This is a genomic window from Lacunimicrobium album, from assembly GCF_052161635.1.
GTDB lineage: Bacteria > Planctomycetota > Planctomycetia > Planctomycetales > Planctomycetaceae > SXPC01.
This window is the reverse complement of sequence record NZ_CP197413.1, coordinates 360,165-386,353: the sequence shown is the minus strand read 5'-3', so window position 1 is coordinate 386,353 and position 26,189 is coordinate 360,165. Positions and strand designations below refer to the sequence as shown.

At 54.1% G+C, this 26,189-nt stretch carries 26 protein-coding genes; 10 read left to right on the top strand and 16 right to left on the bottom strand.

Annotation, left to right across the window (positions count from 1 at the left end; genetic code table 11):
• Positions 1–47: 47 nt before the first annotated feature.
• The 5 genes from SH248x_RS01540 (at position 48) to SH248x_RS01520 (ending at position 6,792) form a co-directional block, all read left to right on the top strand.
• Positions 48–764, top strand: coding sequence for an ImuA family protein (locus SH248x_RS01540; RefSeq protein ID WP_459556753.1), 717 nt, complete (start codon positions 48–50; stop codon positions 762–764).
• A complete protein-coding gene (locus SH248x_RS01535; RefSeq protein ID WP_459556752.1) occupies positions 682–2,220 on the top strand; it encodes a Y-family DNA polymerase in 1,539 nt (512 codons plus the stop codon). The genes SH248x_RS01540 and SH248x_RS01535 overlap by 83 nt, the downstream gene beginning before the upstream one ends.
• Positions 2,220–5,300 carry an error-prone DNA polymerase gene (locus tag SH248x_RS01530; protein ID WP_459556751.1) on the top strand — a complete coding sequence of 1,027 codons (3,081 nt, stop codon included), beginning with the start codon at positions 2,220–2,222 and terminating at the stop codon, positions 5,298–5,300. The genes SH248x_RS01535 and SH248x_RS01530 overlap by 1 nt, the downstream gene beginning before the upstream one ends.
• A gap of 522 nt (positions 5,301–5,822) precedes the next feature.
• Positions 5,823–6,380 carry an RNA polymerase sigma factor gene (locus SH248x_RS01525; RefSeq protein ID WP_459556750.1) on the top strand — a complete coding sequence of 186 codons (558 nt, stop codon included), beginning with the start codon at positions 5,823–5,825 and terminating at the stop codon, positions 6,378–6,380.
• Positions 6,367–6,792 (top strand): hypothetical protein, encoded by a 426-nt coding sequence (locus tag SH248x_RS01520; RefSeq protein WP_459556749.1) that lies wholly within the window; start codon positions 6,367–6,369, stop codon positions 6,790–6,792. The genes SH248x_RS01525 and SH248x_RS01520 overlap by 14 nt, the downstream gene beginning before the upstream one ends.
• Positions 6,793–7,059: 267 nt before the next feature.
• On the opposite strand, the gene SH248x_RS01515 is transcribed toward SH248x_RS01520, so the two are convergent.
• From SH248x_RS01515 to SH248x_RS01500, 4 genes are all read right to left on the bottom strand, one after another.
• Positions 7,060–7,599, bottom strand: a complete 540-nt coding sequence (locus SH248x_RS01515; protein ID WP_459556748.1) for a YkgB family protein — start codon at positions 7,597–7,599, stop codon at positions 7,060–7,062.
• Between the two features lie 64 nt (positions 7,600–7,663).
• A complete protein-coding gene (locus SH248x_RS01510; protein ID WP_459556747.1) occupies positions 7,664–8,284 on the bottom strand; it encodes a cytochrome P460 family protein in 621 nt (206 codons plus the stop codon).
• Between the two features lie 46 nt (positions 8,285–8,330).
• Positions 8,331–9,731 (bottom strand): lactonase family protein, encoded by a 1,401-nt coding sequence (locus SH248x_RS01505; RefSeq protein WP_459556746.1) that lies wholly within the window; start codon positions 9,729–9,731, stop codon positions 8,331–8,333.
• 136 nt (positions 9,732–9,867) lie between these two features.
• Positions 9,868–10,467 (bottom strand): cytochrome P460 family protein, encoded by a 600-nt coding sequence (locus SH248x_RS01500; RefSeq protein ID WP_459556745.1) that lies wholly within the window; start codon positions 10,465–10,467, stop codon positions 9,868–9,870.
• 264 nt (positions 10,468–10,731) lie between these two features.
• Between SH248x_RS01500 and SH248x_RS01495 the strand changes: the two genes are divergently transcribed.
• Positions 10,732–11,400, top strand: a complete 669-nt coding sequence (locus SH248x_RS01495) for a Crp/Fnr family transcriptional regulator (protein WP_459556744.1) — start codon at positions 10,732–10,734, stop codon at positions 11,398–11,400.
• Between the two features lie 286 nt (positions 11,401–11,686).
• On the opposite strand, the gene SH248x_RS01490 is transcribed toward SH248x_RS01495, so the two are convergent.
• From SH248x_RS01490 to SH248x_RS01480, 3 genes are all read right to left on the bottom strand, one after another.
• Positions 11,687–12,034, bottom strand: coding sequence for an integrase core domain-containing protein (locus SH248x_RS01490; protein WP_459556743.1), 348 nt, complete (start codon positions 12,032–12,034; stop codon positions 11,687–11,689).
• Positions 12,035–12,067: 33 nt separating this feature from the next.
• Entirely contained in the window at positions 12,068–12,424 is a 357-nt protein-coding gene (locus SH248x_RS01485) for a hypothetical protein (protein WP_459556742.1), read from the bottom strand.
• A 549-nt stretch (positions 12,425–12,973) separates the two neighbouring features.
• Positions 12,974–13,279 carry a hypothetical protein gene (locus SH248x_RS01480; RefSeq protein ID WP_459556740.1) on the bottom strand — a complete coding sequence of 102 codons (306 nt, stop codon included), beginning with the start codon at positions 13,277–13,279 and terminating at the stop codon, positions 12,974–12,976.
• A gap of 304 nt (positions 13,280–13,583) precedes the next feature.
• Here SH248x_RS01480 and SH248x_RS01475 point away from each other — a divergent pair, with 304 nt between their 5' ends.
• Together SH248x_RS01475 and SH248x_RS01470 are read left to right on the top strand one after the other, a co-directional pair.
• Complete coding sequence (locus SH248x_RS01475) at positions 13,584–13,796, top strand: hypothetical protein (protein WP_459556739.1); 213 nt, start codon at positions 13,584–13,586, stop codon at positions 13,794–13,796.
• Positions 13,797–14,063: 267 nt separating this feature from the next.
• On the top strand, positions 14,064–14,978 hold the full coding sequence (locus tag SH248x_RS01470; RefSeq protein WP_459556738.1) for a sulfatase-like hydrolase/transferase: 915 nt from the start codon (positions 14,064–14,066) through the stop codon (positions 14,976–14,978).
• Here the strand turns inward: SH248x_RS01470 and SH248x_RS01465 are convergent.
• The 8 genes from SH248x_RS01465 to SH248x_RS01430 form a co-directional block, all read right to left on the bottom strand.
• Positions 14,940–15,938, bottom strand: coding sequence for a zinc-dependent alcohol dehydrogenase family protein (locus SH248x_RS01465; protein ID WP_459556737.1), 999 nt, complete (start codon positions 15,936–15,938; stop codon positions 14,940–14,942). The two genes, SH248x_RS01470 and SH248x_RS01465, sit on opposite strands and share 39 nt — an antisense overlap.
• A 146-nt stretch (positions 15,939–16,084) precedes the next feature.
• Positions 16,085–16,768 carry a cysteine hydrolase family protein gene (locus tag SH248x_RS01460; RefSeq protein ID WP_459558563.1) on the bottom strand — a complete coding sequence of 228 codons (684 nt, stop codon included), beginning with the start codon at positions 16,766–16,768 and terminating at the stop codon, positions 16,085–16,087.
• Between the two features lie 362 nt (positions 16,769–17,130).
• Positions 17,131–17,490, bottom strand: a complete 360-nt coding sequence (locus SH248x_RS01455; RefSeq protein ID WP_459556736.1) for a nuclear transport factor 2 family protein — start codon at positions 17,488–17,490, stop codon at positions 17,131–17,133.
• 6 nt (positions 17,491–17,496) lie between these two features.
• A complete protein-coding gene (locus SH248x_RS01450; protein ID WP_459556735.1) occupies positions 17,497–17,910 on the bottom strand; it encodes a RidA family protein in 414 nt (137 codons plus the stop codon).
• A 227-nt stretch (positions 17,911–18,137) separates the two neighbouring features.
• Entirely contained in the window at positions 18,138–18,500 is a 363-nt protein-coding gene (locus SH248x_RS01445) for a nuclear transport factor 2 family protein (RefSeq protein WP_459556734.1), read from the bottom strand.
• A gap of 60 nt (positions 18,501–18,560) precedes the next feature.
• Positions 18,561–19,748: an amino acid ABC transporter substrate-binding protein gene (locus SH248x_RS01440; protein WP_459556733.1), complete on the bottom strand. Its 1,188-nt coding sequence runs from the start codon at positions 19,746–19,748 to the stop codon at positions 18,561–18,563.
• Positions 19,749–19,775: 27 nt separating this feature from the next.
• Positions 19,776–20,171, bottom strand: coding sequence for a nuclear transport factor 2 family protein (locus SH248x_RS01435; RefSeq protein WP_459556732.1), 396 nt, complete (start codon positions 20,169–20,171; stop codon positions 19,776–19,778).
• A 220-nt stretch (positions 20,172–20,391) separates the two neighbouring features.
• Positions 20,392–21,039 carry a hydrolase gene (locus SH248x_RS01430; RefSeq protein WP_459556731.1) on the bottom strand — a complete coding sequence of 216 codons (648 nt, stop codon included), beginning with the start codon at positions 21,037–21,039 and terminating at the stop codon, positions 20,392–20,394.
• A gap of 146 nt (positions 21,040–21,185) precedes the next feature.
• Between SH248x_RS01430 and SH248x_RS01425 the strand changes: the two genes are divergently transcribed.
• Together SH248x_RS01425 and SH248x_RS01420 are read left to right on the top strand one after the other, a co-directional pair.
• Positions 21,186–21,800 carry an RNA polymerase sigma factor gene (locus SH248x_RS01425; RefSeq protein ID WP_459556730.1) on the top strand — a complete coding sequence of 205 codons (615 nt, stop codon included), beginning with the start codon at positions 21,186–21,188 and terminating at the stop codon, positions 21,798–21,800.
• A 4-nt stretch (positions 21,801–21,804) separates the two neighbouring features.
• Positions 21,805–24,672 (top strand): protein kinase domain-containing protein, encoded by a 2,868-nt coding sequence (locus tag SH248x_RS01420; protein WP_459556729.1) that lies wholly within the window; start codon positions 21,805–21,807, stop codon positions 24,670–24,672.
• A 302-nt stretch (positions 24,673–24,974) separates the two neighbouring features.
• Here the strand turns inward: SH248x_RS01420 and SH248x_RS01415 are convergent, their stop codons facing one another.
• Positions 24,975–26,039, bottom strand: a complete 1,065-nt coding sequence (locus SH248x_RS01415; RefSeq protein ID WP_459556728.1) for an integrase core domain-containing protein — start codon at positions 26,037–26,039, stop codon at positions 24,975–24,977.
• Positions 26,040–26,189 lie beyond the last annotated feature (150 nt).

Sequence of the window (26,189 nt, the reverse complement as noted above, 5' to 3'; positions counted from 1 at the left end):
GTTTTGCCGATAAACTGGTCATATACGGGCGTGCATGGAGACGTGAGATGTCGACATTAGAAAATCTACGACAACAGCTAGGCAAACAAAAGCCTCGCATCACCCATGAGGCATTTTCCACGGGATGTGCGGAGCTCGATCGTCTTTTGCCTCACGGTGGTCTTCGGCCAGGCTGCGTCATGGAATGGGTCGGCTCAAAAAGCCTGTGCGAAGCCGCCTTGATTTCATTACTGGTCATGCAACAGGCTTTGGCAGACGCTCAGACCCTGCTGCTGATCGATCCCACGCAGTCCCTCTACGCTCCGACGCTGGTGAGCATGGGGCTGGATCTTGATCGCGTGCTGTACGTCACGCCCAGGAGCAAACGGGATGTCCTGTGGGCCTGCGATCAGGGATTACGCTGTCCTGCGGTCGGCGTCGTGTTTTGTCTGCAGCCAGAAGGGGACGCGACGACGTTCCGACGCTTCCAGATCGCGGCGGAGGATCAAGGGACGATCGGCTGTTTTGTGTTTGACCAACGACGCCAGCCGCATCGGTGCTGGGGGGATGTGCGATTGGGGGTGGAAAGCCTGCCGCGTGGGGATGATGACGCCATGAGGTTGCGGGTGGACGTGCAACGCTCCACACGTGGTCATGTTGGCGACTCCCTCATCCTCGAAGTCACATCTCAAGGTCAATTCCATGTCCCGCCTGTTCGGCACAAGAAACCGTATTCTCTGCGTCTGGTTTCCGCATTGGCAGATTCAGCGACTCGCTTCGCATGAAAGAGCTTTGCTCAACCGACCGGTCGTGATCTCGTCCTATCGACCTGGACGGGGTGACTTTGTGTTCGATGCCAATGTGCGCGCGGGGCGTTTCGGAGTGAAAACTGGTCTGCCATTGGCGGAGGCGCATTCCCTGGTCTTGTCTCGACATCGACTGGCGGTCTTTCCCGTTGAACCAGATCGCAATCGACATGCCTTGGAAGAAGTGGCTGTCTCGGCCCAAGCCTTCACACCGGTTGTTTCACTGGAAGAGGCCGAGCATCCAGAAACCTTGATTCTGGATCTGTCCGGGACATCCGCCTTATGGACCAGTGAAGACGAACAGTTGGAAGCCATCCAGCAGCATTTCGAAGGGATGGGATACCAGACTTGCATGGCGTTGGCTCATAGTCTGGGAGCAGCGTGGGGGCTGGCCCATTTTGATCGTGAGGCGCGAGACTACGTTCTCTGCAAAGGTCGAGATGAACTGCGGCTGTCTCGTTTACCCGTTGAAGCATTGCGACTGGAGACTTCGGACGTCTCGCTCCTTCGTCGGCTTGGTATCAAAACACTTCATCAGCTGCTCAAACTGGAACGGTCCAGTCTCAAACGTCGACTCGGGGAACGTGTCTGCGTGCGTTTGTCGCAGTTCCTGGGGGATGTTCAGGAACTGCTGGTCCCCTATCGATCTCCCGAGCGGTTTGAGCGGGAGTTTCGATGTGAACAGGCGCTGTCACATCAGCCCTCCATTGAACATATCATTCGCTCGTTGCTGGAGGATGTGTTAGCCGCCCTGTCGAACCGACAATTGGGATTGGTGCGTCTGAGGATCGAATTAAGCTGCGAAGATCGACGCCTCATTCCGCTGGAGATCGATCTCGGTTTTCCGACACTCGATAAAAAGCTGCTGTGGGATCTGTGCCTGCTGAAATGGGAGCAACTGCAACTGACGTCCGCAGTGATGGCGATCCATCTCGAAGCAACGCAGACTCAGCGACTTTTCCAACGACAGTCGAGTCTTATTGCGGAGGAACGATCACGATCAGCGGGAGCGTTACAGCCGTTGATCGCGAAGTTGTCCGCACGACTGGGTAAGAATGCAGTCAATCGCTTTCGGATCACTCCCGATCCCCTGCCTGAGTCGTCGGTGCAACTCATTCCAGCGATGGAAGCCAAAGACATTGAGATACGCGTCAAAAGACATCTGCTGCAACGTCCCCTGCGTCTGTTCCAACGTGCGGAAGCCTTGGAAGTCATGGGGCTGAATGATGTCGGAGTCCCGCGACGGCTGTTCCTCAATGACCAGTGTCACGATGTGATCCATGCCGGGGGACCGGAACGCATTGAGTCGGCCTGGTGGCGTGGGCCGATGCAGCGTCGGGATTACTACCGCGTCGAGACGTCTCAAGGCCGACGCTGGTGGATTTTTCAACGGCTCGCCGATCGAAGCTGGTTCTTGCAGGGGGAGTGGGCCTGATGCAATACACCGAACTGCATTGCCTGTCCAACTTTTCCTTTCTGCAAGCGGCGTCTCATCCGGAAGAACTGGTCGAGCAGGCCCATGACTTGGGCTACAACGGAATCGCGATCACGGATCGGCACTCTGTCTCTGGCGTGGTCCGAGCCCACACGAAGGCCAAAGAACTGAGTAGTTCCCTGATCATTGGCGCGGAGATCTCCCCCGAAGATGCTCCCCAGATCGTACTGTGGGCGAAGAACCGCGATGGCTATGGCGAGCTGTGTCACTTGATCACCAAAGGACGCACTGCAGCCGCCAAGGGTTCGTCACGACTGACGATGGAAGATGTGGCGTGTCATACCGCTGGCCTAATGGCAGGCATCCTGCCGCCGATCGATCGTGAAGAGATCGACGTCAAGGCGTTGCATGGCTACCGTGAGCTGTTTGGCAACGACGTCTATCTCATGGCTCAGTTGTTTCGAGGGGCACGCGATCGACAGCGTCTCGACTGGCTGAGGGCGTTATCACGCAAGTCCCGGATTCCTTTAGTGGCGAGCGGCAATGTCCTCTTTCATACCCCCTCACGACGGATGCTCTACGACGTCGTCACCGCCATCCGTCATCACACGACTGTCGAGCAAGCCATCGAGCTGCTTCCACCGAACCGTGAACGATATCTTCGTCCGCTCAATGACCTGGCCAAGTTATATGCTGGTCATCTCGACCTCATCGAACGCACGCAGGACATTGCCAGCCAGTGCACGTTCTCGCTAAATGAACTGCGTTATGAATATCCCGAAGAACTGGTTCCCAGTGGCTATACACCGTCATCGTATTTGCGGGAGCTCACCTGGGGAGGGGCGAAGGGGCGATTTCCGGATGGCATTCCCGATAAGATTCGCAGCACGATTGAGCATGAACTCAATCTTGTGGAAGACCTGCATTATGAGCCCTACTTTCTGACAGTCTGGGATCTGGTCCGTTTTGCACGCTCGAAGAATATCCTTTGCCAGGGACGGGGGTCGGCAGCCAACTCAACGGTCTGCTACTGCCTGGGGGTGACGTCGGTTGATCCCAGCCGCATTGACGTTCTCTTCGAACGCTTCATCAGTCGCGAGCGGGATGAAGCCCCCGATATCGACATCGATTTTGAACACGAGCGGCGTGAAGAGGTGCTGCAGTACCTGTATGACAAGTATGGTCGAGAGCGAGCCGGGATGACGGCGGTCACGACGACCTACCGTCCCAAGTCCGCCATTCGCGATGTCGGCAAGGCATTGGGCTTATCGTTGGATCTGGTCGACCGATTGGCCAAGAACGCCGACCACTATCGGGCGGAGACAGATTTTGCGGATCGCTGTCGTGAAGCCGGGTTGAACGCCGAGTCCGATATTGGCAAGCGGTTCCTCTATTTGACGAGTGAGCTCATCGATTTCCCGCGTCACCTCTCGCAACACACGGGCGGCATGGTGATGTCGCGTGGTCCTCTGCATCGGCTGGTGCCGATCGAGAATGCGTCGATGCCAGGACGAACCGTCGTGCAATGGAATAAGGACGATCTCGACGACTTGGGGATTCTCAAAGTCGATTGCCTCGCGCTCGGCATGCTGACAGCCATTCGCAAATGCTTCGACATGGTCGAGAAACATCATGGACAGACGCTGACACTGGCGAGCGTTCCGGAAGACGATCCCATCGTTTACGACATGATTTGTCGGGCGGACACAATCGGGGTCTTTCAGATCGAATCACGCGCCCAGATGAGTATGCTGCCTCGGCTCCGACCACGAAAGTACTACGATCTGGTGATTGAAGTCTCGATTGTCCGCCCAGGTCCCATTCAAGGGGATATGGTGCATCCGTATTTACGTCGTCGCACGGGTGTCGAGGAAGTGACCTATCCCACACCTGCTGTCGAAGCGGTGCTCAAAAAGACGCTCGGCGTGCCACTGTTCCAGGAGCAGTGCATGCAGATCGCCATGGTCGCGGCGGGCTTCACGCCAGGCGAAGCGGACCAGCTTCGTCGTGCGATGGGGGCCTGGCGAAAAACCGGCGTGATGGAGAAGTTTCGACTCAAACTGTTGGAGGGGATGGCGGCCAACGGCATCGAAGGGAAGTTCGCCGAGCAGGTCTTTACGCAGATCGCAGGCTTTGCATCCTATGGGTTTCCCGAAAGTCACGCGGCGAGTTTTGCGTTGCTGGTGTATGTTTCGAGTTGGTTAAAGTGTTATTACCCTGCGATCTTTGCTGCAGGAATTATCAACAGCCAGCCGATGGGGTTTTATGCACCGGCGCAGTTGATCAAAGACGCTCAGAATCACGGCGTCGATGTGTTGCCCGTCGACGTCAATCACAGCGAATGGGATTGCACGATCGAGAATGGCGCCGTCAGGCTGGGTTACCGGATGATCGCAGGAATGCAGCAAGAGATTGCTCACACGATTACGGAGTTCCGACAACAAAAGTGCTTTGATTCATTCGATGACTTTTTGTCACGGACACGGCTATCACGTGCTCACCTGATGAAGCTGGCGGATGCGGATGCCTTTGGCAGTCTCTCGCATTCCAGGCGTCCGTCGTTATGGGAAGTGCTGGGGCAGGACGATGAGCCCGAAGTGAGGGGGTTGTTTCAGCCGCATCATTATGCGGACTTATCCTCTCCTGTCCTGCCAGCGATGTCGCCAGAGGAAGAGGTGTTCGCGGACTACCGAACGACATCACTGTCGCTGAAGGCCCATCCGATGAGCTTTCATCGAGTCTATCTTAGTGCATTGGGTGTCACAGCCAATGGAGATCTCATCCAGGACAATCACGGCAAGACTGTAACAGCGGCTGGAATCGTCCTATTACGACAGCGACCAGGAACAGCAAAGGGAATCACCTTCGTGACGATCGAAGATGAGACTGGGACGGCGAACCTGATCGTTCATCAGCAGACCTGGGAGCGATTTCGCCTGATCGCTCGTAGTGCGGGAGCTTGGTTGGTGCATGGGGAACTTCAGGCTGCTCATGGTGTGATTCATGTGATTGTGAAGCAGCTCAAGGATTTATCGCATGTCATTCGGAACGTGCGGATGAAGTCGCGGCATTTTCGGTAGGCGTATCGAGTTCGAATCATCCTCTATCAGATCTGCACAGACACGGCGGACGTCATTTTCCGACTAGGCCGCGTCAGGAGATGACTGATCGTCCGCACGAGTCTCGACAAACGATAAACCCCGAAGACGTTGGGGGATAGTCGTCAGTGGGATGTTGAAGTTTTGTGACCACGCTTCCGCCAACCACAGCATTTGAGAGTCGAGAAAGATAATTCATTTTAACTGTCTCAAATAAGGTTATTTGAGCATGAAGCTGAAATTCAAAAAGCAAATTCAGAACTGACGAGAGACGTCGCCGCTACTGCTTGTGGAGAATACTTTCCGCATTCGTTGGTCAACGGAGTCACTCATAAGCCGCACGCTGCCATTCCCCGGAATAATTTTAACGCAACTACGGCATTTTCTTGAACCATTTCCACGCGGCAAACGACTTAATGATGAGCCGTCACTTACGATTGGTATGCACGCCGATTCCACTTTGAGTCAAGTCATCGGCATCGAAATTAAGAGATGAGGATAGCCGTGAAACCTGCCAATCTGCTCCGCGAGCGGTTTCTCGTCCAACAGTTCCAGCGAGGAAACTCTGATGCCTTTCTCAAACTGGTTCGATCTTACGAAAAACGACTTTTGTACTACCTGCGGCGATTCGAGCGAAACCCGGAACGTGCACTTGATGCGATTCAAGAAGTTTGGCTGACGGCATGGAAGACACGAATTTCTCTGCGATCGCCGGTTGCCTTTCGAGCGTGGATCTATCGGATCGCACATGGAAAGATCATCGACGCGATTCGGGCTGAAACACGTCTCCTCCTTACGGAGCAGCAACTTCGGCGCGACGCACCTGCTGCCATCACTCATGCCAGTGCATCCATCGAGTCTGCCGAACTAATTCACTTCGCACTATCGCGAATTTCACCCGAGCACCGCGAGGTGCTGACGTTGCGTTTCATCGAGGAAATGACGATCTCGGAGATTGCAGCGGTGATTGATTGTCCGGAAGGAACTGTGAAATCGCGACTTTACTACGCAAGGCAGGAGATCCTGTCTGTTATTAAGGAACAAGAAGATGACGACAAATGACGCGATCCAAGACTTGGTCGACAACCTCGTTGCCTGCGACGAGCAACCGAGCGAAGAAAAAATGGCCGAGCTGCGCAAGTGTCTCGGGCAAAAGGTGACACGGATGAAGCAGAGTGGCCGCCGTTCGCGATACGTGTGCATGACAGCCACCATCCTGATGATTTTGGGTTACATCATCATTGCGATTGCCGCGAGCAGCCGCCATGAGATTGCTTGGTTGACGGTAACCGGCATCAGTCTTTTGACCTCTGGAGCAATCCTTATGGTTATAGGGTGCATTGGTCTGTTCCGTTTTCGTGGCTTCGGTTACGTATGGGCTCGGCATGATTTTCAGGACGCGGCTGTGATGGAGTTGTCATTGCAAGTCCATCGACTCTCTGAACGTCTCGACGAATTGTCCAAGAAATTGTGAACGCGTGGTCCTTTGGGAGCTCCGACGATACGGCAACCAAGACTTTGTTCGATTCAGGCTGAGTCATTGCCATTCTCTCGGGCGAAGCCCAACCACCTCTTTCTGCCTTCGCCGGTTTTGCGAAAACTGGCGGCTGGCCAGAGTGGAAAAAATATGATCCTTCGGGATGTGTCACATCCCGAAGGATCATAACTGCTTACGCCGCTTTTCGCTCAAACGACCTTAGGGACCATTGAGGTTCAGTAAGGCTTTCGACAATGTCGGAGTTCACATTGATTTTACTCGGCAGATCGCCGCCTGCCATGCTTCCGCCGCTGTCCACACTGATGCTCCGAGCAAAACAGAATCTTTCAGAAGAAACTGTCCAGGAACCGACAAAGCCGGAAAACCCAGTGATGGCTCCCATCCTGGTGTGGTCACGATGAAGGTCAGTGTGCCGACGAACATGCTAGCCCCGACCAGACTTCCCATAGCAGACAGCTTTGGACAGAAGTGCCGAGTGGCGATGAGCAGGCCAACGATGATTTCGGCTACACCTAACAGTGCCGAGAACTGGCTAACGCTGAAGATTTGATAAAGCCAACTCATGAGCGGGCTATTCTCGACAAACGGACGAATCCCTTCGGCTTCGTAGTTCGTAAACTTCATGCCGCCAATCCAGAGGAAAACGATGACCAACCCGTAGCGGGTCAGGTGAGTCCCGGCTCGTTGCAGCGAGGATACGAGACGTTCCTCTCGAGTTAGAGGTACCCGCGTCGGGTGGCTCGTCGTTAAATGTGTCTCACCTGGGCTCGTTGAAATAGGCATGGAAATTTCCTTGAATAATATCCCTGCATCATGAGTCTTGCGATGGCAGCCTGACTGCTTAGTTTCATTTGGCGTTTAATGCTGGATAACACTGAGTGTAGATCCAATCCTGCTTCTTGACTGGGACGTGACAAGATCGGCACTCCGATCTGTAATCGACGGCAACCTGCTTGGTCCGATCATCTCCTTCAAACAAGCCCCATCCCCAGCCGTCGCCCCAGAGTTCGTTCTCTGGGAATCGTCCTTTCGAATCCTTGATCATCACAAACCAGACTTTGACATCTGCACCGTAGGCTGCTTCTCCTGTCGTGAGCTTGGAGTTGCTGGTCGACCGAACGTCTTTCACTAACACCGCGCCATCGGGAAACTTTCCATCTCTCAGAAAGGCGGCCAGATCCTCGGATCGGGTGTATGTGCCGTGCAATTCGTTGACTGGCTGATCCGGTTTGGGAGCAACCGCCACCGTCCCTATATGCACAAAAGTCTTCTCGAAATTGTCAGGTAATGAGATCGCCCCCGATGCATCGACGTACTTTGAGAACACTTTGGGTTTGGCATCCTGAGCACATAGTTCCGTGATGCTCCAAATTCCCGCGACCACGATCAGCAAGACGGGGAGAATAACGCGAATTCCACCAAGACGAGTGGAAGGCACAGGCTTTACAATGTCATTCGATTCGCTCATAGAAAACTCCTGGTGTGCTTGAGACATCTCTCGAGATTGAGAGACTCTATTTGTTGATGGTCACAATGCCCTGCGGACGGGATCGGAAATCGATTCCGTCAGGTCCCAGATGTCGCGAATGACTTATTGAAGGAACTCCATTCTGATCGATCTTCAAGCTGTGCAGGATGTTTCCTTCCTCACTCTTGTTCTCGTCAGTCTGGTTGATGCGCTGACACATGACGTACAGGATCGTCTCTTCGGGGTTCAAGTTGCACTGAAATGCCGTGCTGCCGGGCTGCTCAAAGTTGCGGTTGTTCTTGAATGACTCACCTGGCATTGGAAGCTCCAGTACTCCGATCTCCACCGGCTTCTCCGCGTGCTCCCCGGAGATGTCGTACGTTGAAACCGTCGCGGCCTTTTGCCCCAACTCTGGCCGAGGCAGATTGTTGATGGTATACAGCCGCGTTCCTTCTTTGTTAGGTAGCACCCAGCAGATGTCTTGACCGCTGTTGGAGACAGACTCTTTGAAGTGCATCTCACCCTCCGTGTTGAAGCTGTAAACACCGACTTCGTTCCTGGTGACGAAGCCCACATAGAGCAACGGTTGTTTCGGGTGTGTCCAGAGTCCGAGAGGCATTGAAGGGACGCCATCCATCCCTTTGTATTTGTATCCAACGTTGGTTTCCGGGAGTTGCAGGCGTCCCTTCTCTGTCAGAAGACTCCCATGACCAACCTGAAACACATGCAACTGCCCCTGTACGCTCGGCTTGGGTCCTGCGAGAAACGAACGGTTTTTATCGCTATCGAAGTCGACATCGACCTGAAAGTCGCATCCGAACGCAATGGCGGGATCCGTCTGCGAGATATGGATCTGAGTCGGCTTCTGTGCCCCTTCAACATCAATCTTCGATACCTTCTGCAGCGATCCATCTTCCTCAATCACGAACGACACGTAGCTGGCCTTCGCCTTACCGCGCAGTTCTTCGATCTGGTGATAGTCTTCATTGCGGTTGGAGACCAACAAGGCATTACCACTGACAGACAAGCTGTTTGGAGCAACCCCGTGTGACGAAAATGGCGATCCTTTGACATGTTTCAATGAACCGTCATCGTGAATCGCGAACGCGGCAATCGTGTTGCTGTGCGTGTTCACTGAGAAAAGATATTTACCATTCTGACTGACAACGAGTGGTGTATCGTTGTCATGAGGGCCTAGCTTCCCATGAGTGTCGTTGTTCACGCCAGTTCCAGCCGTGTAGTACGGATTTCCTGGCAGTGGCGATAGTGTTCCGTTGTCGTGCCGGACGTAGCCCAGCACGGCATTTTGACCTTCACGAATGTCGTTCGCCTGGATGTAGAGGTATCGCCCATCATCGGCTTGCGAAGAGGCAGTAAGGTTCGCGAAGTATGATAAAGCACAAACGGCGAGTCGAAACAGGGACTGAGACGGTAGCGGGTAGGTCATGCAGGGTTACTCCACATTGGGTCGTGATATTTAGGTGTTGGCGAGTGGAACGGTTCTGATGGCCCGCTGATCAATGCTGAATGATTAGAACAGCATCGAGAAGGAGCACTTTACGCCATTCTGCGTTGTGAGATCGTTACTTCTTCGCCTTCTTCAGCGAGTCATTGAGCACGGGATAGAGATCGGAGAAGACAAATTTCGTGGCATTCTTTTCGTGACAGCTGTTACAGGAAGTGGCTCCGTTCATGGCTGTTTCCGCTTTCAGCGGGTACTTGTGTCCGAAGGAGAAATAGGCCCAATTGCCCGGCTCGTTCGGAAACCGTTTGCTGTCTTTCACAGAGATTTCGAGACCACTGAAATCGCCTTGGAAGTAGCCTTTTCCGCTGGACTCCTCCTTTGAGCCGACAGCCACAAGTTCCTTGACGAGTACGGTTCCGTCACGGTACTCGCCCGTTTTCTCGACATGAGCAAAGCTTTCCGGGTCCATGTACGTGTTATGGAATTCCGGGAAAGGAGCTTCACCGTCATTCATGTCATTCGGAGTGACAGGCGAGCCAAGGAATACCCACTTCCGGTATCCTACCGGCTGCTTTGCCTTCCCATCGGCCGTGAATTCGACCCAGGTCTTCGCTCCTGTCTTGTCTTGCGCCAACGCCGCAGGAGTCGTCGATAACCATACACCCATCGCAAAGATGATCGCCGCACAAGACAATCCCATCAGCATTCGAATGTTCATTGAATCCCTCGCTCTTGGAAATGAGAATGTTGGTGAGCACCAGCGAACGTGGCCTAACCGGACATTCAAGTGGTAGGCAAAACATTAATATCTGTCCTGAGGCCGTTCTGTCATGTAGATGACAAAGAATTCGCTTTTCATCGAATATCCTTCACTTCATCAGATTACCCAGGCGGACATTCTCTCGGTTCAAGACAGTCAACCGAAGGTGCGCACGTCACTACAAACAAACTTCCAAAAGAGAAACGAACCCGGGGCCACAGCATGCAGATCCTCTCCGAGCTTTCCACGCCATTCGTGACTGCCTGCGGCAAACTCCAGTCGGCAGTCACGCGTGACATCAAGTCCAAGACTCTGATCTATCTCCGTCGAACGGCCGGAACAACATGGATCATCAAGCGGGGTTACGTCCGACTGGTCTATGTGGACTCTAGCGGAAGATCGCTGACGCGATTGCTTCTCGGACGAGGAGCGATGTTTGGCGATTTTCCCTTCAGGCCGGGCTTCTTCCTACAGAATGAACAGGCAATCGCAAGCGGGATGTTGTGCGTGATCCAGGTCGCTCGACAGGAATTAGAGAAAGTGGCAGTGGAATCGCCTTCATTCCAATCCTTAATGCTGCAAACCTTCTCGTCGCAGTTACAGGCTTACGACCGGCGCATGCAGTGGCAGTTGATCTCTCCGTTGCGAACTCGTATTGCCACAGCGCTCTACGACCTGGTCTGCTTTTCGGGCGGCCGTTGCGGACACGGTCATCTTGTCGACGTACGGCTGACTCAGGAGGAATTCTCTGAACTCGTCGTGGCAACTCGGCCAGCGGTCTCTGAAGTGTTGGCAGAACTCAAGCACGAGGGGATCATCGACTACACGCGGTCTCACCTTTGCCTGCTGAGTTTGGATCGCTTGCAAAGCCTGAGCGGTGCCGAGCATTGACGTCACAATGAGCCGGGGAACGGCTCAACTGGATGATGGTGGCGATTGCTTTATGCTCGACCGGCGGCCGGCCACGCGAGTCTAATGATGTGACTCTGGTCAAGGTAGCACGGAACAACAAGTTGCTTCGGATCTCGCACTTTTCCAAGTGCAGCGTCCGGTCCGCGCATTCCGAAGATGCTAAAACAGTCAACTCGCTGCTTTAAATTTCAGCAATCTTCAATCACGACTCCGCACTCACTCAAGGTCGAACTACCTTTTAGATTTTCGGATATCTCAAAAAGGACTACGCAGCCTTCCGTTCAAATGACTTTACCCGCCCACCCACGTATGATCTGACCACAACCTCATCAAGATCGACTGTCAGAAATTCTTCAGGTGCTGGTACGTGATCCCGTTCCGTGTGTGACCGAAGAGTGTTGTAATACTGCGTAAACTCCGTCATCAGGTGATCCAGATGTCCTTTTCCGAAGATGATTAATTTCTTCAAACACTCATCTTTCAACGTGAAGATGACACGCTCACAGCGTCCATTCAGATTCGGTGACGCTTTTGGCAAGTCGTTGTGCTGCACACCTTTTGACTTCAGTTTACCGATGAACTCCTGCGTAAACTTCGTGTCTCGATCGTGCATGACGATGGCTGGTTTCTCATCCCGGGAAGTTGTCTAATTTAGGAATGATTCTGTCTGCTCCGCCACCCAAGCTGAGTTTGGATGAGCCGTGCAGGGCGAGACGATGAGTTCCCGAGTGGTCATGCACAACCACACCATGACATACAGTTCCTGAAGTCCCTTCTTTGTGACCGTCTTCACGCTGAAGAAGTCTACTGCCCACAACCTCTTCGCATGTCGGTCGATGAAGTTTTGCCAGGAATCTGAGGTTCGATTCGGGCCTGGTGGGATGCCTTTTTCCTTCAAGATGTTGCGGACCGTATAGCGACTGATCTTCTTGATGCCGAGCTTGCGAAGTTCACCCAGAATTCGCGTATAGCCAAATGATGTCGACTTCGCGATCTGAATCACCAGCCCGCGAATCTCCTTCGGCTTTCTCGTACCACCTTTAGTAGGTGTCTTTCGCTTACTGCCCTGTCCTGCATCCAGTAGCTAACGGTAAAACGTCGACGGGCTAACGATGGTCAACAGTTCTTGAATCGCGCGACCCATCGGCTTACCGAGCTTCAGCAGCCGCTCACGTTCGTGAGGCTTTGTGTGTATCTGACCAGGAACCCGGCTTCGCAGGATCTTGTTCTCTTCCTTCAGGAACTCGACATATCTGGCGATTGCGTACAGTCTGGCGGCAGATCTTTTTGATGCCAAGCTTTCGAAACTCGCCCAAAATCCGTGTGTCCCCGAACAAAGTCGACTTCGCGATCGGAATCACCAAGTCGCGGATTTCCTCAGGCTTTCGTCGTCCAATGCTGACAGGTGGTTTTCGTTTACCCCCTGCCCTGCGTCCCGCAGCCTCCCAGATCGTAACATGGATGCCAGTTGCTGAGCCGATCGGATTCCAACAGTGCTCGACTTCATGTCAGTCATGCTGGCACTTTGAATGTTTTCGTTGCGTTTTTTGTTTTAGCGTAGTTTTTTTAGTATCGTGATACGGCCCGGCTCGACCCACTCACTGACGATGATATTGCCGTCGTGATCGAAGGTCGCATCATGTGGGTGAATGAATTTGCCAGGTAGCCACTTGCTGGGGTCACGTCGGATAGAAAGGTGAGTGTCAGCATTTATGCGATCATGATCGTCGCCTAAGTAAGCGAGAATTTTATTATCGTTGTCGAGCAGGGTGACGCGGCCTTGTAGCTCGGGGACAAGCATCGTGTCTTTGTAGAAGTCGATGTGACACGGTTTCTCAAAGCCTTCTAGTCGAGACAAGTACTCGCCTTTCGCACTCAAGCATTGTATTGAGTTTCGAAGACGGTCAGTGACATAGACGACCGCTTCCTTACCTGCTCGGGCTGTGTTGTTTCGAGTTGGCCAAGGGCGAACCAAGTGAATATCTGAACGTCGAATCCATTGATACCGATCGAAACCGTCTCCCCTGTCAGCGGATGCGGAACATCCACATGGACAGAGCGGCCCTCGACAGCGTTCCGAAGAAGCCAACAATGAGAAATCAGGTGAGCCCTCTGGACGTCCGTCATTTGCGGAAACGGAAGATTATGGCAAGTACGATCTGATGCTCAAACAGCAGGTTCGAGGTGCCATTCCCGGAAAACACCGTGTCAATATCAGCACTTATCTGGAAGCAAATCCTGATTCCAAAAATCCGCTGCTGAAAAAAGGGCGTCGAGAGCTGATCCCGGATCAGTACAACGTCAAAAGCGAACTACTGATTGAGATCGACAAAGACTCGTCCCCGGTTGATTTTGCACTGGTTTCGGATGAATAGAGCGATCGATGTCGGTATGACCAACGCTAATGCCCAGGCGTCGGTCGATGTGCTCACATAATTGGAATTGAACACGTCACTTTCAATTCAATCATACCACAACTCTTGGGGAAAAAGTTGTCGTCGGACGATCGGGGCCGAAGCAGCATTAGCCGCTTGAGGGAAACGTCTCAAGACGGGAAATCAGTCGTCGTTGTCTGTGGATACCATTGACATCGCATTCTTCGACAGTGCAGTCAATACCGCATCCTAATGCAGGGTAACGCTTTGAAGAACCTTGATCTTGTTGCTTGTGCGTTCCTGACCATCATGATTGTTACTCCGCTGCATCTGATGGCATCAGAGCAGCGGTCTATGAATTTTTTAGTGCTGCTCGCTGACGATATTGGTGCTGCTGAAATCGGCTGTTATGGAAATACTGCCCACAAGACGCCCCACATCGATACCCTTGCCAAACAAAGTACGATGTTCAAGACCGCGTACGTCACTCCGATTTGCTCTCCCACGCGCGTCATGGTGATGACAGGCCGATATAGTTTTCGCACGGGATGGTACAATCTCATCGGCCGTCCGGGCTCACCGACGCTAGCTGATCCCAACTACAATCTCGGTGACTCTGAACTGACATTCGCAGACCTTGCCAAATCAAGTGGATATACCACCGCGATGGCTGGAAAATGGCAATTGACTGGTGAGCATCCCACGTTGATTCATGACTGCGGCTTCGATGAGTATCGAATGTGGGCCTTTATGGAAAATCTTCCGGAAGGCGTCCAGCATTCCGGAAGTTGGGAAGGCAAGCCGGGAGTCGGGAAAACAGCCCGCTACTGGCATCCGTCGATCGTCGAGAATGGGAAGCATCTGGTGACGAGTGCCGAGGACTACGGGCCAGATCTGTTCAGTGACTTCCTGGTAGACTTTATGCGGCGAAATCGTGACCGGCCGTTTCTGGCATACTACTCCATGAATCTAACTCACGATCCTTACGATCCGATTCCTGATTTGGATCATCCGGGACAAAAAGAGTTAGGAGGGCTTAAAAACAATGTCGAGTATCTCGACCACATCGTTGGGAAAATGACCAAAGCCGTCGATGACCTCGAACTCACAGAGAAAAATGTGCTGAAGACAAACGCTTTAAGATCAACAACTTGGTTTTGTGTCATCCGCCGTCAAAACTGAGAGATCGACGGCAATCGCGATCTTCCCTTGAAGTCCGTTATGGGGGCTCTCCAACCGGGCATGGGCGAGGGGAATGTCGGCGAGCGCGTAGACGGCGCCGACGTGTGGTCGTATCTGACCTCGCTCGACCAGCGTGCTTAACTCATCAAGCTTGCCGCGGTTTTGTCTTGTGAAAACAAAGTGATAACTCGCGTTCTTGCCCCAGGCCTGAACGAGGTTCTGAGGCTGTGCAATATCCACAATCGAGACGACGCGGCCAAGTTGCGCGAGCGCGTCTGGGCTGCGTGATAACGTGTCTCCGCCAATGGTGTCGAACACGACTTCGATTCCTCGTCCATCTGTTTCCCGCATGATGACGTCGACATAATCTTCTTTTTTATAGTCGATGACCACATCGGCCCCCAAACGTCGCGCGAATTCAAAGCTTGCTTCGCGTACGGTCGTAAACACCTTCGCTCCGATGGCTTTGGCGAGCTGGATCGCGACATGACCGACTCCACCGGCTCCGCCGTGGATCAGAATACTTTCCCCCACTCTGAGCGACGCGCGGACGGTCAACGCTTCCCACACTGTCCCGCCAACCAGTGTCAGGCTGGCCGCCTCAAGATGGCTCAACGATGCGGGCTTCTTTCCCACAATGCCTTCAGCTGCGACGTGGTACTCGGCATAACTTCCAGGCCCATCAAAAATTTGCGGCGTGTACCAGACTTCGTCGCCCGGCGAGAAGCTCGTCACACCCGGCCCGACTTCTTCAATAACGCCAGAGACATCGTGTCCGGTAGTCGCCGGCAGTGGCACGAGGTCTGGATAATCGCCACGTCGGACCTGATAATCCAGCGGATTGATCGAGGTGGCATGGACCCGGACCAGAACTTGTCCCGCGAGCGGCTGGGGCTTGGGAACGTCACAAAGCTCGAATGATTCCGGCCCGCCAAATGACTTAAGGACCATTGCTTTCATGGTGACCCCTCATTTCTGTAAATCAATGAACTATCGAGCATACCAACCGGGGACGCTCAGAGACAGTGAATGCCAAAAGCGAACATGCGGCCCCGGTCAGATGCAGCGACTGGTTCGGCATCTAGCGCCGCTCCGAGCGTCGATCACTACTTCGCACGGCCGGCCTCGAACTTGTCCAGCTTGGTCTCGTGCCCGTCGCGTTGTACGCTCTGGGCCTTATCGTAGCACTCCATCAGTGCCTTGTAGTGCGGCATGAGCTCGACCATGACCGCTGCGAAGTCCATCGCGTCGGGGCGGTTCCAGGTGTTCATCAGTTCGCCCAGCACGGCGAAGGTGTCGATTGGCATCGCGCCGGCCTGGGCGATGCGGGCGATCGTCAGGTCGGTGGCCATTTTAGAGCCGTTTCCCGAAGCATCGATGATGCAGAAGACCTTATAGCCGGCAACAAGGGCGCTCAGCGCGGGAAACGCCATGCACACGCTGGTCAGCGTGCCGGCGATGAGGAGCGTTCTACGCCCCGTCTCCTCAATGGCCTTGACCCAAGGCGGGTTGTCCCAGGCGTTGATCTGGCCAGTTCGCGGGATGTAGACGGCCTCCGAATTGCACTCGTGGATCTCGGGGATCAGCGGACCGTTGGGACCGTCCGGGACTGATGCCGTCGTGATGGTTGGGACCTTGGCGAGACGGGCCACCTTTGCCAAGGCTATGACGTTGGACCGCAGGACGGGGAGTTCGATGTCCTTGACCAGTTGGAACAACCCGCTCTGGTGGTCGATCAGCAGCATGACGGCGTCGTTCGGGTCAATCATCCACTTGTTAAACTGTGACATCATCATTTCCTTTGTTGAAGAGGTTTCTGTGTTAAGTTGTCTCGTCCGGATCATCGTGACTCTTCCTTCGAGCCGGCGAGTTTCGCGAGATCGCTCGACCTCGCTCACTTGTACTGAGCGTGGCAGGTGGACAACGCTGGATCTGAAGCTGGACGAAGGGCATTCAGTCCGGGGAGTGTTCGTCGCGCAATCCTGCGTATGAGTACGAAACACACTAGGGCAGAAGCACAGAAATACCTCCACCAACTCTGCAGGTTCGTCCGGACGCCGGGTCCTTCTTTGCACTCGCGAACCGCCACATGCACTGGGAGTTCAATGACCTGACCCAACGCTTAGATCACCGGACACAAACTTTCCCGCTTTCAGTCTTTCCTCTTCGTCTCGACAACGAACGCTCGCAATTCAGACAGTTTCCCGTCGCGAAGGCGCCAGACATCACAAAACGCGTAATCAACGCTTCGCCCGTCCTTGCCTTTCAGGCTGATGTCGCCCAGAACCGTGATGAAGTCGCCCTCGGCGATCGAACGAGTGACGGTAAACCTGGGTGGCTCGATATATGTCTCGTTCATATATTGGCGCACCGCCGCCTTCCCTTTAAGCGTCTGCTCGCCGACGAACTCCCATACCACATCTTCGGTACAGTAAGCGAGGAAGCCCTCGTTGTTACCCTTCTCTACCTCTGCGTTCGCCCGCGTGAGGACGGCCTTGTTCTCGTGCGACATCTGGAGTCACTTTCGATCAGATGGCAGCTCGGCTGGGATACGGGCGATGACCTTGATCTCAAAATCAAACCCCGCGAGCCAGTTGACCCCGATCGCCGTCCAGGTCGGAAAGGGCGGTTGAGGGAAGACTTCGTTTTTAACCTTCATGACCGTCTCGAACTGGCTCTCGGGATCGGTATGGAAAGTCGTGATGTCAACGATGTCGTCGACACCGCACCCGCCCGCTTGCAAAGTCGCCTTGAGGTTGGCGAACGCCAGACGGACCTGAGCATCAAAGTCTGGTTCGGGCGAGCCATCGCCACGACTGCCGACCTGGCCGGAGACGAACAGGAGATCACCCGATCGGATCGCCGCCGAATAGTTGTGCATCGCATAGAGATCATGCCGACCTGCGGGGAACACGGCGTCACGCTTGGTCATATCGAGCTCTTCTGTCGGTGATGGGAAGACCACTTCCAGTACCCCTCAACACAATCTCGATTGTGCGAAAGGGGGGGAGGTCATTCAGGGGGTGGTTCAGCACGGGTACACGCCGCCGCTGCTATTATACCTCGAACTCCGGCCGGTTCTGAGCGATTTTGATGGTCCAAGTCCCCTTCTGGCTGAAAGTGCGAGCGGTCGCGAAAGTATCGTCCATGAACTAAAAATTACATGATCGTCCCGTTGCGCACCTTCGCGTGGATTGAGAACGGTGAGGTCACCGTCTTGCTCAGCGAGTTCGAGCGGTATGTGAACCTGCCGAACACTGCAACATTCTCGCCCTCACCGAAGAGGGTGGTAACGGTAAAGTCCTCGATTGTCCACCATTTCGCAATCCGGGAGAACGCATCAATGAACGCTTGGGGACCTTTGGAGGTTCCCGTCCAAGGCAATATTTGCTTCAGTTCAGGGTTGTCGAAATTCAGGAGATGTATGTGGCGTCCTCCGCGACGAGCCGTCGGGTAGTCGCCTCGAACTTTTTGTTTGCCGTACTCGCCAGAAACTCTTTGATCACTTCGGTCGGCTGGCACTCATTGTCATTGATATCTCTTTCATGTTATGGGTTTGAAATCCTTTGATCCCGTTCACTTCTACCGAGCGTAAGGGTAGATGAGAGTCCCTGATGCAAACTCACTTGGGGCAACGACAACTTGTTTGCCTGGAGTTTTGAATTCACTCAAATCATGGCTCGCTATGTTTTGAAACTGGACCTGGAGGACCCTGGGGTGCGCCCACTCGCCGTGTTCGCCGAACTTAACCTCTCCCAACACGGTCTCGAAAGTGGCATTCCTCGTGTAGGCGATCAGCGCGGCGTCGTTCAATCCTCCCGTCGCAGTCACCGCTTGCTCCAGCACCTGCAATTGGGCGTAGGCTTGCGGCACCATGTAGTAGCCGAGCGGATCGACTCCGGCTGATGCCGCTTCGGCCTGATATCTCTCCATGAGTTCCGCGACGCCAGGAAACATCATTCCGGGTGTCGGCAACCAATACTCGTAGTTGACGAATCCGTTGAGCAGTGGGCCGAGAGCCGTTTTGACCGACGCGTTCTGCGGTCCGATCATGGACGCGCCGACCATCTTGGGCTGATACTCCCAGGCGTCCATCGAACGGACGATGGCGATTGAATCGGAGAGATAGGAGCAGATGAACAAAAGGTCGGGGGAGACCGCGGCGATCTCGTCGAGAAGCGGTGCAAAGTCGGTGGTGGAGAGCGGATAGTCTCGCTCGAAGACGATCTGAAAGCCATACGCCTCAGCATTTTCCTTAGCCCCGATGATCGGATTGCGTGAAAATTCGGCGTCAGCCGCAAGTAAAGCAACTGTGGCGAGCTTCGGATCCTGAAGAGATGCCAGTTCGAAGAAACCCTCGGTGAGCGCACGATCTGGATTCGGACCAGTGGGGATCATCGCGAAGTAGCCGGGATAGTTGAGAGTCTTATTAACTCCCAATCCCATCAGCCCAACGAAGAATCGATTTCGGGCAATCATCATTGGCAGGGCTGGTGCCAGGCTTCCAGTCCCGTAACCACCGATCACAAGATCGACCCTGTCCTCATCCATCAGTTGCTCATAAAGACTTGGGACAAGTGCCGCGTCGGCACGGTCGTCGTAACATACGAACTCGACTTGCCGCCCCAAAAGCCCGCCCCGGCGGTTTACGTCCTGCCGCCAGATCTCGTGAGCGAGCCGGGCTGACCGACTGTTGCCGGCGATGGGACCGGTTAGCGACAGGCAGTATCCGATGCGGAGCGGTGCCGGATTAGCGTGTTTATTGAACATATCTCACTTTTCTATTTTGATGAAATGTCACCCGTTGTCGGAGTCAAGGAACACAAAGAGTGAATGAATCCTGTGCCCGTCGAAATGGGCAATGTCCATTCCAGTGACAATTGGTGGACCGTCGATCAGACCGGAACGCCATTTCAAACGTCCGACCCGGTGATGGCCGATGGCCGGGCCGATCGGACTGAAGACGATGTTTGGGGGCAAACCTTTGAGCAGGGAAGACACGGCGTCGTTGATCGCCGCATGGCCCTTGGCGGACGCGTGCGGCTCGTTGATCACTGCGCCTTCGGTGTATAACTCGCGAATCGCCCTCAGGCGTTGGTCCGGGTCTCGTTCGCCGAACACGCGGACAAGGTTTGCACGCATCAAACCGTCATAGTTAAGAGAGTCACGATCCAATGGATCATTTTTTGGCATTTTTGTCCCTTTCATCATTGGTATGCAATTGGACAGCCACTGTGCTCGTTTGAGTGGTTTTCTGGATCAACTGGAATTTTGATGTCCACTGGGTCAGATTGATCATCAGGGTTCGCCCGCGTCGTGTTCGCCTCACACGACGCAGGACTTTACGCCTCTAACAACTCAGTAATGATTAGCTGAGATCTAATGCATCCCCGTAGTTTTGAAAGCCCTTGAGTCACTTCTGCGTTTGCTGTCCGCTCACCAAGAGTTGTAGTTCCCATGCCAGGGCAACTCCGCTACCACCACCATGCTCGAGGATTACAGTGGAGAGTCCAGCGGCGGTTTCTTCACGTGCCCAGTCACGCTGCCACTCGGAAACAACTGCTAGCCAGGTGATCGGCATTGCGCCAGCTTGAACCATTCGCCGAGTCGCCATGTCGTGAGACTCGGGAGTGACGCCTCCGGAAGCATCCGTGACGAAGTAGACCTCATAGCCGTCCCCCAACGCCTGGATTACCGGCATCGCGAGACAGATTTCCGTCCACAAGGCCGCCACGACCAGCTTCTTTCGCCCTGTTTTTTTGATGATGTCGACGACCCGATTATCTTCCCAAGTGTTGATGAAGGTCCGATTGATCGGCTTCTGTTCCGGGAATACCTCTTGCAGCCCCTTGATAAGCAGACCGCCTCGCTCCTCCAGCACAGTTGTGAGCACCGTCGGCACACCGAACACTTTGGCTCCTTTGGCTAACCCGACGACGTTGTTGACGATCATCGTGGGCTCGTGACTGTGAAGATTTGCGAACTGGAAAGGTTGGTGGTCAATCAACAGAAGAACGCTTTCTTCGGGCGTCAGAAGTGCTTTTAATCCGGTCTTGTTCATGAGGGCGATATCCTTCGAGAGAGAGTGAGCTTGGCGGGGTCGTTCGCCCCCTTCTAACCGTATTGAGCGTGACGCGTGGACAGCGACCTGTTTGAGCGCGAGTACGTTGCTTTATCTCCGATAACTCGAGGCTTATAATTCTCAGTATGGACAAGAAGAACACCACGATCGCAGTTCAGGAGTACCTGCGGGAACTCGACGGTGATTCCCCATCGGAACCGATTGTGCGCGCTTTGCTCGCGCGGTCGGCTAGTCGCTTGCACATGCTGTGTGCAACAATGCTGGTTCGCCGTTATCCGCGCCTCATGCGTTACCCTATTAATCTCCAGTCCGAGGAGATGCTCAGCGCCATCGTGGAACGACTACTGAAAGCGATGCGGAGTGTGCACCCGGAGACCCCTCGGCAGTTCTTCGCGCTCGCGAACCGCCACATGCGATGGGAACTCAATGACCTGGCCCGACGCTTAGATCAACATGCACAAGCACTGGAACTTCACGAAGATGCTGCCCCCTCTCCTGAAACCTCTGGATCCGTTCTTGGATCTGATGCAATCAGGATGATAGAAGCCATCGAGAATCTCCCGGAAGCGGAGCGAGAAGTGTTCGAATTGATCAGAATCCAGGGCATGACGCACGTTGAAGCTGCTGAATTGCTCCAAGTCTCGGCCAAAACCGTGCAGCGTCGCCTGAACCGCTGCCTATTGATTCTCGGCGAGCAACTTGGCGATCTCCGTCCGCCAGATCAGGACAAGAAACTGTAGACCGATGAATGATGAATCGCAGCATCCTCTTGAGTCTCCTGACGGCGCCTTACCTCGCGATGAAACGCGGATTCGGCTGTTGCTTGAAGAGATTCTTGAAACGGACATGCGCCCCGAGCAGGTCAGCGGTGGGGATTTGGAGCTTGAGCGAGTGCTTTCTGAGCGGCTGAACCGCATACGTGAGGTCAGTGCCCTGATGGAGGCAATGTTTCCGACAAACACCGAACGCGGAAACCCGACTAGGCGTTTGCCGGTCGAAAGTCTCCAAAACGACGATCGGGTGCCTGAGATCGCCGGGTACGATGTCTTAAATGTCATTGGTTCAGGCGGCATGGGGGTCGTGTACCGCGCTCGGCACCTCAAGCTCAACCGATTGGTCGCGATCAAAATGGTATTACTTGGAGCGTACGCCTCTCGGAGTGACATGGAGTGCCTGCTGCAAGAGGCTCAGAGTGTCGCGTCATTGCGTCACCCGAACATCGTGCAGGTGTATGACGTCGCGGAGCACGATGGCTTTCCTTACTACGCGATGGAACTTCTCGAAGGAGGTGATCTTGCAAAGACACTCCAGGGGAAACCACGAGTAGCAAAAGAGGCGGCGGAGCTAGTCAGGGTGCTCGCCAGCGCGGTCCATGCGGCGCATCTCGCCGGGATCGTTCACCGCGACCTGAAGCCTGGAAATATTCTTCTCAACTTCGATGAGACCCCCAAGATTGGAGACTTTAGCCTGTCGAGAAAAGTTGAAAGTGACTCCACAATTTTGACGAATCTACGACAGGCTGGCACTCCCAGCTACATGGCGCCCGAGCAAGCCGCCGGCAAATCCAATGCCATCCAGCCCGCGGTCGACATCTACTCCTTGGGAGCTATCCTTTATGAGCTGCTCACCGGGCGTCCGCCGTTCACGGCCGAAACGTCTGCGGAGACCCGTCGACAAGTCATTGACGAGGAGCCCGTTCCACCCACGCGGCTGAATTCCCGAGTCCCGCGCGATCTGGAAACGATTTGTCTGAAGTGCCTTCAAAAAGACCCATTGCGACGTTACGAAACTGCGGAGGATCTTGCTGACGACCTGGAACGATTCATTCAAGGCGAGCCGATTCTGGCTCGACCGGCAGGTATCATCGAGCAAATCTGCAAGTGGTGCTTGCGCCGTCCTTCCACAACAATCGCCATCGCTGTTTCCGTACTCGCGATGACCGGAGCCGTTACCGGAGGCATCTGGCTGCAGCGAGTGGAAAATGCACGCCAGACCGAAGCGGTTGTCCGACGAGAGGCTGCGCGTGCATCCATTGAATCAGCGTTGCCGTTACTCTCACAGTTTGTGAAAAGCCGTCAATGGTCTGATGCAGCAGGACTACTCAGCACGGCTCAAACAAGGCTGAGTGATGCGGATTCCCCCGAACTCGATGTTCGTCTGGCTGAGGCGGAGGAGGAGTTCAAGATTGCCGAAGAACTCGATCGCATCCGCCAGAGTTTACCTGAGCCCAGCGACGTGGGGTACAACTACGAACCTGCCAGCGATGCCTACGCAAAAGTCTTTGAGCGCATTGGAATTGGAAATGATGTGGGAGTGGAAACAGCCGCCATGCGTGTCAGTGAGTCCCCCCTTCGCGAAGAACTCCTGATGGCTTTGGACTATGCGGCTTTCGCTGAAAAATTTAATGTGAATGACTCCAAACTTCGAAGGCTTCTGGCCGTGGGACGCACTGCAGCGCCGAGCCCCTGGCAAGACCGCTTTCGGGACTCCGCTACCTGGAAGGATCTCCCCAATCTCCAGCGACTTGTCAAAGATGCTTCGACCGCCGAACCACCTCCACCGAGCCACCAAATGGTCATGGTCGGATTTCTGCTCAGTTCTCTGAATCACAATCAGACCGCGATCGAGATCTTGCGAGAGGCTCAACTTCGCGATCCCTCGGACTTCTGGGTCAACCTCGAGCTCGGTCATGTTCTCTCACGTCAGAATAAGAACGCCGAAGCGATCCAGTACTTTCGAGCGGCGGTTGCCCTGAAGCCGTCGCATTTTGTCGCCTGGGCTCAGATGGCATACGCGCAGCTCGCAAACGCGAACGCAGACGCGGCAATTGTTTCGCTTCGCAGAGCCATTTCGCTCCGACCGGAATATCCGCAGAGTTGGCAGATTCTCATTGGCGCACTCGCAGCATCTGAACGCTGGGATGAGGCGATCGCTGCGGAGCGCGATGCCTTGTCGGCAGGCATTCCAATTACGGAGCACGACGGAACGGTAGCCGTGCTTCACCTGTGCCGCGCCCGGTCTGCAGCCTCAAAGCAGATGTGGCAAATTGCAGACGAGTCCTATGCAAAAGCCATCGCTGGAAACTTCGCGATCAATACTGAAATGTGGTTTGAGTATGCTGCGGTTCGCGTTCTAGCAGACGATGCCCCGGGTTATCGCGAGGTCTGCAAGGAGATGCTTGAGCGCTGTGAGAAAAACAATTTACGTCGATTTCTAGTCGCCCGAGCATGCACACTCGTGAGAGGAGCAGATCAAGAATTGGCACGGGCCGCAGAACTGGGGATGCCAGAACTGGACCTGCACGCCGATACCTTTTGGTCGCTGACGCAACGAGGAGCATTACTTTGTCGACAAGAAAAGTATCGGGAGGCCATCGCCGTTCTGGAAGAGAGTCTTCGATCCAACTCGCACCCAGAGGACTGCATCGTCACGTGGGGATGGCTTTCGCGGGCGAACCTAAGCTTGGGGCAAGAGGATGCCGCGCGGATGTGGCTTGGCAAAGTCAATCATTGGCTGGATCAGAGCACAACCAAGCCAGACGGGTTTCACATGCACAACTGGCTCGAAGCACAAATCCTTCGCCGTGAAGTGGAAGCCATAATCGCTCAATAAAACCAGTCGAAATTTCCGCGTTCGATCCGATGCTTGCGTCGAGGCTTATTGATTTGCTGTGATGAAGGAATATAGAAGCTCTCGCGCGGTCCAAATGAAGTAACCGCAGTCAAGTTATTCCTGTATCTGGAGCTGCAACTTTTTCTGGATGTTTCACAGTGCAATCCCAAACAGCGTTTCCTCACGAAGCAGAGATGGTCACTTTCTGAGCGTGATTTTGCCTGAATTCTGGAGATGCGCAGCTCCGAAAGAACAATGCTGCATACACATGGACTCCAGAATGCAGAAAATGCTCTCCGAGCTCACGCCACCTTCCGCTCAAACGACCTCACTAGCCCGCCGACGTACGATCTGACGACGATCTCGTCACGGTCAACAGTCAGAACCTCATCGGGCACAGCCGCCAACGGCGGTAAATGGTCACGTTCGGTATGCGATCTGTGGGTGTTGTAATAGGCTGTGAACTCCCTCATCAGGTGATCCAGATGTCGCTTTCCAAAGATAATGAACTTCTTCAGGCACTCATGTTTGAGCGTAAAGATGACACGCTCGCATCGTCCATTCAGGTTTGGCGATGCTTTCGGTAACGCGTTGTGCTGCACGCCCTTTGACTTCAGCTTATCCAAAAACTCCCTCGTGAACTTCGTGTCTCGATCATGCATGACAATCGCTGGCTTCTCATCCCGCGATGTTGTCTGCTCCAAGAATGCGTCAGTTTGCTCAGCGACCCATGCTGAGTTCGGGTGGGCAGTGGATTCCGAGACGATCAATTCCCTTGTGGTCATGCATAACCAAACCATAACGTACAGTTCCTGAAGTCCCTTCTTGGTCACAGTCTTCACGCTGAAGAAGTCGACTGCCCACAGTGTCTTCGCATGTCGATCAATGAAGTTCTGCCAAGAGTCTGTTGTTCGATTGGGCCCAGGCTGAATGCCTTCTTCCTTCAGGATGTTTCTCACCGTCTGACGACTTATCTTCTTGATACCGAGCTTGCGAAGTTCACCAAGGATGCGTGTGTAGCCGAACGAGGTTGACTTCGCGATTTGAATCACCAAGTCTCGGATCTCTCTGGGTTTGCGTCGTCCGCTGCTGGCCGACGTATTCCGTTTCTTCGTCTGACCAGCATCCCGTAGCCAACGGTAGAACGTCGACGGACTGACGATGGTTAACAATTCTTCAATGGCACGACCGAGTGGCTTGCCGAGTTTCAGCAGACGATCACGTTCGTGCGGCTTTGTGTGGATCTGTCCCGGAACTCGGCTTCGCAGGATCTTGTTCTCTTCCTTCAGAAACTCGACATACCGTGCGAGTTCGCGATCGGTAACGGAAGCGATCAGTGCCAGCAGGGGGTGAAAAATCAGTGACATTCGGCTATCGTCGTAAATGTGTAATCTGGAGCGGTATTGCAGTTTGTTTGTACCGCGCCATGCACTCGAAAACGGTGCAGTTTGATCGCCGATTTCGACAGTTTTTTGAAGCTGTTTTCAGGCGCCGTTACAGTCGGAATCGAGACGTCC

What these genes read in the sequence shown, in the direction of transcription:
- SH248x_RS01540 (WP_459556753.1), top strand. Translation starts at nt 48, where the DNA reads ATGTCGACATTAGAAAATCTACGACAACAGCTAGGCAAACAAAAGCCT.
- SH248x_RS01535 (WP_459556752.1), top strand. Translation starts at nt 682, where the DNA reads ATGTCCCGCCTGTTCGGCACAAGAAACCGTATTCTCTGCGTCTGGTTT.
- SH248x_RS01530 (WP_459556751.1), top strand. Translation starts at nt 2,220, where the DNA reads ATGCAATACACCGAACTGCATTGCCTGTCCAACTTTTCCTTTCTGCAA.
- SH248x_RS01520 (WP_459556749.1), top strand. Translation starts at nt 6,367, where the DNA reads ATGACGACAAATGACGCGATCCAAGACTTGGTCGACAACCTCGTTGCC.
- SH248x_RS01515 (WP_459556748.1), bottom strand. Translation starts at nt 7,599, where the DNA reads ATGCCTATTTCAACGAGCCCAGGTGAGACACATTTAACGACGAGCCAC.
- SH248x_RS01510 (WP_459556747.1), bottom strand. Translation starts at nt 8,284, where the DNA reads ATGAGCGAATCGAATGACATTGTAAAGCCTGTGCCTTCCACTCGTCTT.
- SH248x_RS01505 (WP_459556746.1), bottom strand. Translation starts at nt 9,731, where the DNA reads ATGACCTACCCGCTACCGTCTCAGTCCCTGTTTCGACTCGCCGTTTGT.
- SH248x_RS01500 (WP_459556745.1), bottom strand. Translation starts at nt 10,467, where the DNA reads ATGAACATTCGAATGCTGATGGGATTGTCTTGTGCGGCGATCATCTTT.
- SH248x_RS01495 (WP_459556744.1), top strand. Translation starts at nt 10,732, where the DNA reads ATGCAGATCCTCTCCGAGCTTTCCACGCCATTCGTGACTGCCTGCGGC.
- SH248x_RS01490 (WP_459556743.1), bottom strand. Translation starts at nt 12,034, where the DNA reads ATGCACGATCGAGACACGAAGTTTACGCAGGAGTTCATCGGTAAACTG.
- SH248x_RS01475 (WP_459556739.1), top strand. Translation starts at nt 13,584, where the DNA reads ATGCTCAAACAGCAGGTTCGAGGTGCCATTCCCGGAAAACACCGTGTC.
- SH248x_RS01465 (WP_459556737.1), bottom strand. Translation starts at nt 15,938, where the DNA reads ATGAAAGCAATGGTCCTTAAGTCATTTGGCGGGCCGGAATCATTCGAG.
- SH248x_RS01460 (WP_459558563.1), bottom strand. Translation starts at nt 16,768, where the DNA reads ATGTCACAGTTTAACAAGTGGATGATTGACCCGAACGACGCCGTCATG.
- SH248x_RS01455 (WP_459556736.1), bottom strand. Translation starts at nt 17,490, where the DNA reads ATGTCGCACGAGAACAAGGCCGTCCTCACGCGGGCGAACGCAGAGGTA.
- SH248x_RS01450 (WP_459556735.1), bottom strand. Translation starts at nt 17,910, where the DNA reads ATGACCAAGCGTGACGCCGTGTTCCCCGCAGGTCGGCATGATCTCTAT.
- SH248x_RS01440 (WP_459556733.1), bottom strand. Translation starts at nt 19,748, where the DNA reads ATGTTCAATAAACACGCTAATCCGGCACCGCTCCGCATCGGATACTGC.
- SH248x_RS01435 (WP_459556732.1), bottom strand. Translation starts at nt 20,171, where the DNA reads ATGCCAAAAAATGATCCATTGGATCGTGACTCTCTTAACTATGACGGT.
- SH248x_RS01430 (WP_459556731.1), bottom strand. Translation starts at nt 21,039, where the DNA reads ATGAACAAGACCGGATTAAAAGCACTTCTGACGCCCGAAGAAAGCGTT.
- SH248x_RS01425 (WP_459556730.1), top strand. Translation starts at nt 21,186, where the DNA reads ATGGACAAGAAGAACACCACGATCGCAGTTCAGGAGTACCTGCGGGAA.
- SH248x_RS01420 (WP_459556729.1), top strand. Translation starts at nt 21,805, where the DNA reads ATGAATGATGAATCGCAGCATCCTCTTGAGTCTCCTGACGGCGCCTTA.
- SH248x_RS01415 (WP_459556728.1), bottom strand. Translation starts at nt 26,039, where the DNA reads ATGTCACTGATTTTTCACCCCCTGCTGGCACTGATCGCTTCCGTTACC.